The 12554-nt window shown below is 53.8% G+C and carries 8 protein-coding genes and 1 pseudogene; 7 read left to right on the top strand and 2 right to left on the bottom strand.

What is annotated here, in order from left to right:
- Positions 1–91: 91 nt before the first annotated feature.
- Positions 92–1060 carry a cysteine synthase A gene (cysK, locus tag ACWAU4_RS09700; protein WP_025011786.1) on the bottom strand — a complete coding sequence of 323 codons (969 nt, stop codon included), beginning with the start codon at positions 1058–1060 and terminating at the stop codon, positions 92–94.
- A gap of 212 nt (positions 1061–1272) precedes the next feature.
- On the opposite strand from cysK, the gene ACWAU4_RS09705 reads away from it, so the two are divergent.
- Together ACWAU4_RS09705 and ACWAU4_RS09710 are read left to right on the top strand one after the other, a co-directional pair.
- On the top strand, positions 1273–2421 hold the full coding sequence (locus ACWAU4_RS09705; protein ID WP_243885331.1) for an RDD family protein: 1149 nt from the start codon (positions 1273–1275) through the stop codon (positions 2419–2421).
- 11 nt (positions 2422–2432) lie between these two features.
- Positions 2433–3557, top strand: a complete 1125-nt coding sequence (locus ACWAU4_RS09710) for a beta-ketoacyl-ACP synthase III (protein WP_101058192.1) — start codon at positions 2433–2435, stop codon at positions 3555–3557.
- Between the two features lie 73 nt (positions 3558–3630).
- Here the strand turns inward: ACWAU4_RS09710 and cysZ are convergent, their stop codons facing one another.
- Positions 3631–4401: a sulfate transporter CysZ gene (gene cysZ, locus ACWAU4_RS09715; protein ID WP_025011788.1), complete on the bottom strand. Its 771-nt coding sequence runs from the start codon at positions 4399–4401 to the stop codon at positions 3631–3633.
- A gap of 243 nt (positions 4402–4644) precedes the next feature.
- On the opposite strand from cysZ, the gene ACWAU4_RS09720 reads away from it, so the two are divergent.
- The 5 genes and pseudogenes from ACWAU4_RS09720 to ACWAU4_RS09740 all read left to right on the top strand — a co-directional run bounded on the left by ACWAU4_RS09720 (position 4645) and on the right by ACWAU4_RS09740 (position 12376).
- Entirely contained in the window at positions 4645–8070 is a 3426-nt protein-coding gene (locus ACWAU4_RS09720) for a chromosome segregation protein SMC (RefSeq protein ID WP_208171036.1), read from the top strand.
- Positions 8071–8091: 21 nt separating this feature from the next.
- The gene (gene zipA / locus ACWAU4_RS09725; protein WP_054743882.1) at positions 8092–9060 is read left to right on the top strand and encodes a cell division protein ZipA; all 969 of its coding nucleotides are present in this window, start codon (positions 8092–8094) and stop codon (positions 9058–9060) included.
- Positions 9061–9134: 74 nt separating this feature from the next.
- Positions 9135–11141: an NAD-dependent DNA ligase LigA gene (gene ligA, locus ACWAU4_RS09730; protein ID WP_454290553.1), complete on the top strand. Its 2007-nt coding sequence runs from the start codon at positions 9135–9137 to the stop codon at positions 11139–11141.
- Between the two features lie 148 nt (positions 11142–11289).
- A pseudogene (locus ACWAU4_RS09735) lies at positions 11290–11571 on the top strand (IS4 family transposase); the annotation flags it as partial.
- 325 nt (positions 11572–11896) lie between these two features.
- Entirely contained in the window at positions 11897–12376 is a 480-nt protein-coding gene (locus tag ACWAU4_RS09740; RefSeq protein WP_037436491.1) for a DUF2919 domain-containing protein, read from the top strand.
- Positions 12377–12554: the final 178 nt, after the last annotated feature.

Consider the following 12554-nt stretch of genomic DNA (forward strand, 5'->3'; position numbering starts at 1 on the left):
TCTTCAGTTCGCTGCGTTTGGGCTGATAGCGTTAGAGGTATAAAAAAACCCTGTCATTAGACAGGGCTTTCAAGTTGCGGTTTATGCTTACTTACTGCACGTTTTCCTGATCGCCGAATTGGCCGACAAACAGGGCCGAGGACAGATAACGCTCGGCGGCAGATGGCAGGATCACCACTATATTTTTGTCTGCAAATTCTGGCAGAGCGGCGATGCGGTTGGCGGCAACGACGGCGGCACCGGAGGAGATCCCCACCAAAATGCCTTCTTCTTTCATCAGCCTGTGAGCCATCTCTATCGCTTCGTCATTGGTGACCAGCTCTACCTTGTCAATCAGCTCCAGATCCAGGTTACCCGGAATAAAGCCGGCGCCTATGCCCTGGATCTTGTGCGGACCCGGCTGCACAGGTTGGCCCGCCAGAGTCTGGCTGATCACTGGTGAGTCGGCTGGTTCAACGGCCACAGCAGTGATCGCCTTGCCTTGAGTGTTCTTGATATAACGGCTCACCCCTGTAATGGTGCCGCCGGTACCGACACCGGCAACAAATACATCGATTTGACCATCGGTATCGTTCCAGATCTCAGGACCTGTGGTTTTTTCGTGGATCTCAGGATTGGCCGGGTTGTCAAACTGCTGCAGCAGCAGATATTTATCCGGCGCCGATTGGCGGATTTCCTCGGCCTTTTCGATGGCCCCTTTCATGCCCTTGGCACCATCAGTCAGTACCAGGTTGGCGCCCAGTGCCTTGAGCAGCTTGCGGCGCTCGAGACTCATGGTGTTGGGCATGGTCAGAGTCAACTTGTAACCTCGGGCGGCGGCAACATAGGCCAGCGCAATACCCGTATTTCCCGAGGTGGGCTCAATCAGCTCTTTGTCTTTGGTCAACAGGCCTTTTTTCTCGGCGTCCCAAATCATATTGGCACCAATACGGCATTTGACACTGAAGCTTGGGTTACGGGCTTCTACCTTGGCCAGCACCTTGCCGTTGCTGACGCGGTTAAGACGAACCAGTGGAGTGTTACCAATGGTGTAGGAATTGTCTTCGAAAATTTTGCTCATGGCTTGCTGGCCTCCTTTGATTGCATCCCTAAAGCATAATCTCCATGAGATCAAAGAGAAGTGAATCTTTGTTCTTCTTTATTCTTTTTAGTTATTACATGAATCTCTGTTATTCGTAACTTCGGAGTAAGCCAGTTTAGCTTTATGTTAATCTCAACGCCAATTCGACGTTAACCAAAAATCAACATTCTATTCCAAATAGGAGAGCAGGCTTGGATCATAACTTCAATGCCGAGGAGGCAAATCCGAATCGAGCCGGGGAACAGAGCGGCTTTAAGCTGTATCCGGGCAAAGATCCCCGCAGCATAGTGACACCGGCCGCATTCAGTGTGGCGCCGGAGCTACTCTACACCCCCTTGGCAAAGCCTTGGAAACGGGCACTGGCTATCACGATAGACGGTTTGTTGATAGCAGTACTGGCCGAACAGGCCGGCCCGCTGTTTGTGCTTTTGGTGTGCCTGCTGGCTTATTATATACACAATCACGCCAACAGGATCTCCACTTGGGCCAAGGGGCTTTTGTACCTGTTTATGGCGGTGGTTTTGCTTTGGTCTGCGGTGCCGCAGATGATAAAAGTCAACGGCCTGCAAGAGCGTCGCGATAATGAAATTCAGGGGCAGACACTGCTGACCTTGACGCCGCATCTGTTGCGTTTGAGTTTGTGTGAGGACAAGGCCTGTGCCCAACATGAAGCGGGTTTGCTGGTCAATGCCGCGGCTGAGGCAGGGCTGTCACGCACCCAGGCCGAGACCATGCTGCAAGGTGCATTGGATAACTTGCCGCTTGCTTCAGCCGATATTGCGGCGATAAATGCAGACTTGATGCCGCAGTTGGCTTCAATGAAGCCCGAGTCTGTAGCGGCACTCAATGCACAGACTAACGCACAAACCGATGCAAAAAACGATGCGAAAATCGACACACAAACCAAGCCGGCATCTGCCGAAGACGACTCAAGACAGGGAGCTGAAGAGGACGAGCAGGAGGAAGAAACACAATACAGTTTGCTCGCTTGGGCCAAGGGGATGCTCAATGACCTCGGGTTTGGATTTGGCTGGGCGGCATTCTATTTTACCTTGTTCACTGCCTGGTTCGATGGTCAGACTTTAGGCAAAAAAATCATGCGGGTGCGGGTGATTGCCCTCGGAGGTGGTAAGCTTTCCCTATGGGACGCCTTTGGCCGTTACGGGGGATACGGTGCAGGCTTTGCCACTGGACTGCTGGGTTTCTTGCAGATTTTTTGGGATGCCAACAGGCAAGCCATCCAGGATAAGATCTCAGCAACAGTTGTTATCGATCTGAGTAAGCCACGCATGAGTCCAACAGAGACTGTGCTGCAGGCGGATCCGGTCACAAAACAATAAGAAGGTAGTTTATGAAGGATGCGATTGTCATTTCCGGTACCGGGCTGTTTACCCCTCCGGAAGGAATAACCAATCAAGAACTGGTGGACAGCTTCAATCAGTATGTTGACCTGTTCAATACCGAAAACCGTGCCCAGATAGATCTTGGCCATGTGGCGGCGCTGAATTACTCATCGAGTGAGTTTATTGAGAAAGCGTCAGGCATCAAACACAGATTTGTGATGGTCAAAGAGGGGATCTTGGATCCTGAAGTCATGATGCCGCTGATCCCTGAACGTGCCAGCGACAGCCTGTCACTGCAGGCTGAAATGGGCTTGCATGCGGCCAAGCAAGCCCTTGATAATGCCGGCCTCAAGGCGGATGACATTGACTTGGTGATAGTCGCCTGTGCCTACACCCAGCGGGCCTATCCGGCGATGGCGATTGAAATTCAACAAGCCCTCGGCACTCGGGGTTATGGCTTTGACATGCAGGTCGCCTGTTCCTCGGCGACTTTTGCCCTGGTGACAGCGGCCAATGCCATTCGCAGTGGTAGCGCCGGGCGCGTGTTGGTCATCAATCCTGAGATATGTTCGGCTCAGGTCAATTATCGTGACCGCGACAGCCATTTTATTTTCGGTGATGTGGCCACGGCCTTGGTATTGGAGCCGGCCGCAACTTGCCGCGCCCAGCAAGCCTTTGAAATTCTGTCGAGCCGCTGCTTTACCCATTACTCGAACAATATCCGCAGCAACTTTGGTTTCCTTAACCGTTGTGATCCGGCCACTTCCGGCGAGGCAGACAAGCTGTTTCATCAACAGGGGCGCAAGGTCTTTAAAGAGCTGCTGCCCATGATATACCAGCATTTGGATGCGCAGCTCGAAGAAGCAGGTATCACGCCGGAGCAGTTCAAGCGTCTGTGGCTGCATCAGGCCAATATCAATATGAACCAGTTTGTGGTGAAAAAGCTCCTGGGTGAAACACCCGAGCCTTTGAAGGCGCCCGTGGTGCTGGATCAATACGCCAACACGGCATCGGCCGGCTCGGTAATCGCTTTCCATAAATATCACCAGGACTTCAAACAGGGGGAGTTGGGCCTGTTGAGCTCCTTCGGTGCGGGTTACTCCATCGGCAGTTTAATTCTGCGTGCCTGTTAAGACAGAGCTTTCCTCAGCAATAAAAATGCCTGCAACTGCAGGCATTTTTGTGTCTCAATTGGCCTTATGGAGCTTAATCTGGTGCTATGGCCGGATTGCGATAGGCTTCGCGATACTTGTCGACCCACATGGAGGTGGCACCGCAAATGGCAACCGGCATCACGATAAAGTTGACAATAGGGATCATGGAAAACAGGGTGACGGCGGCGCCGAAGCTCATACTGCTGCCCTTGGTATTTTTCAGGGCAAACTTCATCTCTTTGAACGCCACCTTGTGGTTATCGAAAGGATAGTCACAGTATTGGATGCTCATCATCCAGGCACTGAAGATAAACCAGACCACAGGGAAAACGGTTTGGCCAATCACAGGAATAAAAAACAGCAGTAAGATCAGTATGGCTCGCGGCAGGTAATACACCAGCTTTTGCCATTCGCGGCCGAGGATCCGCGGCAGATCCTTGATTAAATCCAAGGTGCCGCCGGTATTGAGCGGCTTGCCGGTCAGTAGTTGCTCCACCTTTTCGGCCAACAGGCCGTTAAATGGCGCTGCCAGCCAGTTCATCACAGAGCTGAAGATAAACGACAGCAGCACCAGCAGGGTGATAATCGCCAGTGGCCAGAGGATCACATTAAGCCAGCTGAGGTAGTCGGGCAGTTGGCCTTCGAGCCAGGCAAACACATTTCCCAGTTGGCCTATGGCAAAATAGATGACTCCGGCAAACAACAGCAGGTTGATCATCAGCGGAATAAACACAAAGCTGCGCAAGCCCGGACGTTTGATTAGGCTAAAGCCTTCGAGAAAATAGTTGACGCCGCTCTTGGCGGGTCTTGAAGATGCGGACATGTACCACTTACTCTCAATAAAAGAACACTTAGGGCCGATTTTGAGCAACCAAGGCCACGAAAACAAGGGAAAAACGCAGCCAAGGGAATAAAAAGCGTTACAAAATGCGGCCCGCTTTGCTAAAGTGACAGCGCTTATACAGCTTATTGGGCCAGGACGGCGGCGTTTCAATCAGGCTATTGAATTTCCTTCAGGATTGGCCCGCAAAACAAAAACAATCGGCACTGACATCCAACGGCAAATATGAGACTCAAACAGATAAAACTCGCTGGCTTCAAGTCATTTGTCGATGCTACCAAAATCCCTTTTCTCAATCCGCTGACGGCCATTATCGGCCCCAATGGCTGCGGTAAATCCAATGTGATTGATGCCGTGCGCTGGGTGCTGGGTGAAAGCTCGGCCAAACACCTGCGCGGTGACTCCATGGCCGATGTTATCTTTAACGGCTCCAGTGCCCGTAAGCCTGTTTCTGTCGCCGGCGTTGAGCTGGTATTCGACAACACCCTTGGGCGTATCGGCGGCCAGTATGCCAACTACGGCGAAATTTCCGTCAAGCGCCAGGTCTCCCGCGATGGCGAAGCCCTTTATTTTCTCAACGGTCAAAAATGCCGCCGCAAGGATATTACGGATATCTTTATGGGCACCGGCCTTGGGCCGCGCAGCTACGCCATCATAGGCCAGGGCACCATCTCCCGCTTGATCGAATGCAAACCGCAGGAACTCAGGGTCTTTATCGAAGAGGCCGCAGGCATCTCCCGTTATAAAGAGCGGCGCAAGGACACGGAAAACCGTATTCGCCATACCCGCGAAAACCTTGAGCGCCTGGGGGATATTCGCTCCGAGCTTGGTAAGCAACTGGATAAGTTGACGATTCAGGCTCAGGCCGCCAAACGCTATCGGGAATACAAGCAAAGCGAGCGGCGCTTGCATGCCGAACTCTTGGTGATGCGTTTCTTGGAGCTCAATGAGCAGGCCGAAGCGCAAAACAGCGAGATAGAAAGGCTGGAGACCGAGCTGGCCCAGCAGCAGGCGCAGAAGCAAGAGTTGGAGTTGAGCCTGACTCGGCAAAAGCTGGCTCAGGATGAACTCAGTGAAAAGGAGCAGCGCCAGGTTGCCGATTTTTATCACAACAACACTGAAATCGCCCGTATCGAGCAGCAGCTCAAGTATCTCAAAGAGCGGGATAAACAGCAGGCATCTGAATTGGGTGCACTGCAACAGCAAATCGCCACATTGAATGAACAGCTGGCTCAGGCCAAGCAGCAGGAGCAAACCCTGGATGACAGTTTGCAGCAACATTTGCCGCGCCAGGAAGAACTGGAAGAGCAGCAGTTTGAACTGACCCAGCAGTATGAAGCGGCGCTCTCGCAAAGTGAAAGCCTTGCCGGCGAGTTGCAACAGGCGGTGACTGCGGTCAGAGATATCAAGCATCAACAGGAGCTGGCCGCCACCCGGGAGCAGCATCTTAAGCAGCAACATGCCCAGCGCAGCGAGCAGCTTGATAAGCTCAGTGCAAGATTGCAGCAACCTGAGGCCGATAACGGGGCAAACCCGGCTGAGCTTCAGCAGCAGGTCAGCTTGTGTGAGTCACAATTGGCGGCAGCTAAAACCGATGTCGAACGGCATGGCGCAGAGTTGACCAAGGCCCAGAACGCGTTGGAGCTGGCAAGACAAGCGGAGCAACAGTTGGTGCAGCGCCGCTCGGGGCTAATTGGCCGCCTGGAGCTGATAAGTCAGTGGCTCGAAGGCGCCGCTCAAGCAACGCAAGAAACACAAACTGCCTTGACTCAGCTTTGGCAGGACATTCAGGTTGAGGCCGGTTGGGAGCAAGTGGTTGAGGCCTGGCTTGGGCCCTTGATGCGCGCCGCTGTCTATCCTGACTCCAAACCATTTGATGGCAAAGGTTTTGCTCAGACTCGTCGCCAAAGTTGGGGGCCGGTCAGCGCCAGCGTCAACTTAAGCCCCTGGCTTAACAGGGTGCGCTGGGCCGAGTCGGCGCAGCAGGCATCCAACTTGCTTGAGCAGGGGCTGGCAGAGGGGGAACTGATCCTCTGCCGCGATGGCAACCTTTTTGCGCATGATGTAAAGCTGACACTTGCCGAGGATGGCCAGTCACTGGTGAAGCTTACCGCCGAGCAGGGCGCCATTCAGGCCGAGCTCGATAAGCTTGCAAGCGAGAGCCGGCAGGCGCAGCAACAAACCACTGCGGCTCAGGATAGGTTCAACGAATTAAGGCAGGCTCAGCAGCTCAAGTCCGAGGCGCTACAGCAACAGCAACTGGCGTTGACCCGCGCAGTGATGGCTTGTGAGGCGGCCACCGAGCAGGCGGCACGCGAACTCAGACAAAGGCAACAGATAGAAGCGGAAATCGCCGAGTTGAAAGAGCGCCTCGAGCAGGAGCAGTTTGAGCTGGAGACGCTGATTGAGAGTCAGTTTGCTGCCGATGATACTCTGTATGAGCGCCAGCGGCAGGAGCGATTGCTGAGTGAGCGCCACAACGAGGCCAATCAGCAAAAAAACAGCCTTAAAGTCAGCCTGAGCGAACTCGAGCGCCAGTTAAAAACCTTGAACGGGACTCTGGCGGAGCAGAAAACCGCCTTGGCGTTGGCATCGCAGCGGCGTAAACAGTTGACCGAGCAGTTGCAGCAGGCCGAGCACAAGCGCAGGGAATTGTTGGATAAACCGCAGCAAGATGCAGATACAGCCGAGCTGCAACCGCTGGAGCAACGCCTGGAAGGATTGCTTGCGCAGCAACACGGGATGCAGACGGAGCTTGAGCGCACCCGGGCCAAACTTGCCGAGCAGCAACAGCAGTTGGATAGTACAGCTTTAAAGCAAAAACAACAGCTTGGACAACTGGAGCACTTGACTCAGACAATCAGCACGTTAAAGTTACGTCGCGAGGGATTGAAAGGTCAGGCCGACAGCCAATTGGCGCAGCTCAGCGAGCAGCAGATCAAGCTGCATGAAGTGGCGGCAAACCTGCCGGATGAAGCAAAAATAGCGCCCTGGCAGGATGAACTGGAATCAGTTCGGCGCAAGATAAGTCGCCTCGGCGCCATTAACTTGGCGGCCATTGAAGAGTATGAGCAGCAAAAAGAACGTAAGGCTTATCTCGATGCCCAGGATGAAGATCTCAACAAGGCGCTGGCCAGTCTCGAAGAGGCGATCCGCAAGATAGACAGGGAAACCCGCAGTCGCTTCAAGGCGACTTTTGAGCAGGTCAATGCCGGACTGGGCGAGTTGTTTCCCAAGGTATTTGGTGGCGGCAGTGCCTATTTGGCACTGACAGATGATGATTTGCTCGATACCGGAGTGACCATCATGGCCCGGCCACCGGGCAAAAAGAACAGCACGATTCATCTACTTTCGGGTGGAGAAAAGGCTCTGACGGCTTTATCATTGGTGTTTGCGATTTTCAGGCTCAATCCGGCGCCTTTTTGTATGCTGGATGAGGTCGATGCACCCCTGGATGACGCCAACGTCGACAGATTCTGCCGTCTTTTGCAGGAGATGTCGGACAGCGTACAGTTTATCTATATCAGCCACAATAAACTCACCATGGAGATGGCTGATCAGTTGATAGGTGTCACTATGCATGAGCCGGGTGTCTCTCGCATAGTCGCAGTCGATATTGAAGAAGCGGTGGCTATGGCCGACGCCGGATAACCATAGGAAAACAGGTAACCAATGGAAAATTTGCAACTGGTATTGTTTGTGTTGGGTGCGATTGCCATCATCGCCGTGCTGGTTCACGGTTTCTGGTCTATCCGCAAACAGCAGCCCAAGTCGCTGAAAGAAAATCCGCTGACAGGTTTCTACAAGGACCAGGCCCGGCGTGACAGCGAAGGTTTCGATGCCGATGGAATTGGTGAGGTGAGGGTGCGTAAAATTTCGCCGGACGAGAAGCCGCCCAAGCTCAAGAGCAGCAAGTTGCGTAAACCTGGTTTCCAGCCGCCTCAGCAGGATGAAGTTGAAGGCGAACAGTCGTTTTCCCTCTCAGGCGCCAAACCCGAGCCGAGAGTGAACAGCAAGCCACAACGGCAAGAGCCTGTGTTACATATCGATGATGAAGAAGATACTGCCGAAATGCAGATGGAGTTGGGGCTGGGCGCGGATAATCACAGCGACACTCAAACCACACCCCAGGCCGGTCATCAGGTAAACAGCCAGCCAGAGCCACAACTTGCCACTGAACAACAGACCCGCGAGCAGGCCAAGGAAGAATCGCGCCACGATGAGTTGCCCGATCCCACAGATGTTTTGGTACTGCATGTGGTTGCCAAAGAGGGCGAGAGCCTCAGCGGCGCTGAGCTGCTGCCTTGCCTGTTGGCACTGAACTTCAAGTTTGGTGACATGAACATTTTCCATCGCCATGAAGACAACGCCGGCACAGGTCGGGTGCTGTTTTCCCTGGCCAACATGGTTAAGCCCGGGGTGTTTGACCCGGACAACATGGAGCAGTTCAACACTCAAGGGATAGTTCTGTTTATGACCTTGCCTTGTCACGGTGATCCGCTGATGAACTTTTCCATCATGCTCAATTCCGCCCATCAATTGGCGGATGATCTTGGTGCCGATCTGCTGGACGGCCAGCGTCAGCCATGGCATCAAGACACCAAACAAGCTTACCTGGGCCGTATTCGGGCTCAGGGCTGATATCCATCGGGGAGCCTGTGTGAGTCTCTCTATCCAAGGCCGCCTCTGCGGCCTTTGTTTTGTGCGGAATTTTTATGCAAGCCATTGAAAACGAAATTGATCAGCTGATAAGTACCATTAACGAGCACAACATTCGCTACTATGTGGATGACAACCCCAGCATTCCCGACGCCGAATATGACCGCCTGATGCAGCAGCTCAAGATGCTGGAGGCCGAGCACCCTGAGCTGCAACGCAGCGACTCGCCAAGCCTCAGAGTCGGTGGTCTAGCGCTGGCCAAGTTTGAACAGGTGACTCACCTCAAACCTATGCTCAGTCTGGACAACGCCTTCAGTGAAGAAGACTTTGCTGCCTTCCATAAGCGGGTGACTGACAGAGTCGGCGAGTTCAGCTATTGCTGCGAGCCCAAGCTCGATGGTCTGGCGGTCAGTATCCTCTATCGCGATGGCGTGCTGGAGCGTGCCGCCACCCGGGGCGATGGCGCGGTCGGTGAAGATATTACCGAAAACGTTCGTACCATTCGGGCGGTGCCACTGAAACTCAGGGGCGATGATTATCCGCCGCTGTTGGAAGTGCGCGGTGAAGTATTCATGCCCAAGGCGGCCTTCGAGGCGCTCAACGAGCGTAACCGAGTCAAGGGAGACAAGCTGTTTGTCAATCCGCGGAATGCCGCCGCCGGCAGTTTGCGGCAGCTGGACTCCAAGATCACTGCCTCTCGGGCACTGGCGTTTTACGCTTATGCACTGGGCGTGGTTGAGCCGGAATCCTTCCCGCTGGCGGACACCCATCTTGGGCAGTTACAGCAGCTTAAAACTTGGGGATTGCCGGTCAGCAGTGAGATCCGCCTTGCCAAGGACCTCAGCGAAGTGGATGACTACTACCGGGATATTATGGCGCGCCGCAGTGCTTTGGCCTATGAAATCGATGGTGTGGTATTCAAGGTCAACAGCATAGAAGCGCAGCAAACACTGGGATTTGTCTCCCGTGCACCGCGCTGGGCCATCGCCTATAAGTTTCCGGCCCAGGAAGAGATGACTCTGCTCGAAGGGGTCGACTTTCAGGTAGGCCGCACCGGCGCCGTGACACCGGTCGCCAGGCTCAAGCCTGTGTTTGTCGGTGGGGTGACAGTTTCCAACGCCACTTTGCACAACGCCGACGAAATCGCCCGCCTTGGGGTCAAAGTTGGCGATACTGTGATCATTCGCCGCGCCGGTGATGTTATCCCGCAAGTGGTTGCCGTGGTGCCGGAAAAAAGACCTGAGGATGCCAAAGAGATCAGTTTCCCGGAGCAATGCCCGGTTTGTGGCTCTCAGGTGGAACGCCTCGAGGGGGAAGCCGTGGCCCGCTGCACCGGTGGCCTGTTCTGCGAAGCGCAGCGCAAGGAAGCCATCAAACACTTTGCCTCCCGCAAGGCGCTGGATATAGACGGCATGGGCGACAAGATAGTCGAGCAGTTGATCGATAAGGAGCTGGTACAGAGCCCGGCGGATCTGTTCTCACTCACGGCTTCGGCCCTGACCATGCTGGAGCGGATGGGGCTCAAGTCGGCCACCAATCTGGTGCAGGCCATAGAGGCGGCCAAACAAACAACCCTGGCCAAGTTTCTCTACGCTTTGGGGATCCGTGAGGTGGGTGAATCCACCGCCGCCAACTTGGCACGGCACTTCAAAGAGCTGGATGCCCTCAAGCAAGCGAGTGTCGAGCAGCTTATTGAAGTGGAAGATGTCGGTGCCATAGTGGCTCAGCATGTGGCGCACTTCTTTGCTCAGCCCCACAACCTTGAAGTGATAGATAAACTGCTGGCCGCCGGGGTGACCTGGCCGGCCATCGAAGCGCCGTCTGAAGACGAGCAACCGCTCAAGGGGCAGACCTGGGTATTGACCGGCACCCTGAGCCAGATGAGCCGCACTGACGCCAAGGCGCAGCTGGAGGCGCTCGGCGCCAAAGTGTCCGGCAGTGTTTCCAAGAAGACCGACTGCGTGGTGGCCGGCGAGGCCGCTGGATCCAAATTGACCAAGGCTAATGAGCTGGGGGTCAAGGTGTTGGATGAAGCCGGCCTGCTGGCGCTGCTGCAGCCCTGAGCTTTATTTCTCTGTTTAAGCCCCGCCAAGCTGCGCAACGTAGATCAGATAAGGATCGGTTGACCGATCCTCCTGATGAGAGACAATCGGAAACCTGTTTGTAGGTTTCCGATTTTTTATGTCTATTCAAAACTGCTTTGCCGACTTTGGTTATAACTTGGTGAGACGAGAAGCGAGCCAAGCGGCAGTAGAGCATGGTCGAATGCCCAATGAAATCAGCTTTAAGTACGCTTGTCAGTTCATCGCAAGTCAGCTCAAAGTCATGAGCAAAGCGGTGTCACCAGGTAATACGCCGAAGCGTCTAAACAGTCTGCGAGGAGACTTGTCCATCCTTTTTATAGACAAACGCCCTAAGCCAAATCGGCCTAGGGCGGTAAAAATATCAAAGACCCGATATCCTGTTAATCACAAGGCAGCTCCGCTTAAGTGAACTACGTTGCGCTAAGCTGCGGGGCTTTTTTATGTTCACTTAGCATCAACTGACCCGAGTTGATAAGGACTCTTAACATTTCAGACTCAAAAAAGCCAAACAGTCTGTTCAAGCCCCCCTTATTTAGCTTATTTGCCTTACACAACTTGAATTGCGCCGCCGCAGGACCCACCTCATTGTTTTGGAAGATGCTTCGGACTCAAAGCCTGTAGGTTCATCTGCCTAGAAGCCGGGGTCAGTCACAAGCGTGAGCGCTTTCGGTTACTTTTTTATGATGGCTGCGCCAGGCCCTGTCTGGGTGAGTCACAATGATGGAATTCTGCCCTTGCTTAAATTTGAACATGTACGCTGGCTCGACAATAACGGTCATATCAAGCCGCCGTTACTGCTTTACATCATAGTGCTGTTTCTGGCCCGCGGCTGGTGTGTGTTTGCAGCGTCTCTGACCCAGGCCAGCGACAGGGCTGCTCTGGTGCGGCTGTTTTATCCGGAAAAGAGCGACTTCCTATTGGCTCTGGCCGCCGGCGCCGGCGCCTTGCTGGTCTATGGTTTGATCGTGGCGGAACGTAAACGGGTATTTGAGGTGGTGATCCCACTATTTCGGCAAATTCGTTGGTGGTTGGCGCTGTTGCTGGGGATAGACGGCATGCTGCTTATTCAACGTCTTGGTCACAGCGACTGGCTGTTCAGTTGGAATCTGGCGCTGGATGCATTGCTGCTGTTCTGGTCTTTGCTGTACCTCGCCAAGTCGGCTCATTTGCGCCACTATTTGAACGACTGGCAAAAACAAGACAAGTTGGAGTGACATACAAGGCAAGATTGGCGGTTTTTTGCTATATAAAACAGAGACCCCTTGGCATATTTTCGGCTTAAAGAGTTATCAATCGCAACTGTTTTGGATGAAATATGAACAGAAAAGGGCTTCGGCGGCCGTTTAGGAACTAAAACACTGTCAAATATGCTGTTTTTGTCATAAATTTGGC

Source organism: Shewanella sp. FeAMO (assembly GCF_053653955.1).

Excerpts from the sequence above, each read along its gene's own strand:
- cysZ (WP_025011788.1), bottom strand. The coding sequence starts at position 4,401 with ATGTCCGCATCTTCAAGACCCGCCAAGAGCGGCGTCAACTATTTTCTC.
- cysK (WP_025011786.1), bottom strand. The coding sequence starts at position 1,060 with ATGAGCAAAATTTTCGAAGACAATTCCTACACCATTGGTAACACTCCA.
- ligA (WP_454290553.1), top strand. The coding sequence starts at position 9,135 with ATGCAAGCCATTGAAAACGAAATTGATCAGCTGATAAGTACCATTAAC.
- ACWAU4_RS09710 (WP_101058192.1), top strand. The coding sequence starts at position 2,433 with ATGAAGGATGCGATTGTCATTTCCGGTACCGGGCTGTTTACCCCTCCG.
- zipA (WP_054743882.1), top strand. The coding sequence starts at position 8,092 with ATGGAAAATTTGCAACTGGTATTGTTTGTGTTGGGTGCGATTGCCATC.
- ACWAU4_RS09720 (WP_208171036.1), top strand. The coding sequence starts at position 4,645 with ATGAGACTCAAACAGATAAAACTCGCTGGCTTCAAGTCATTTGTCGAT.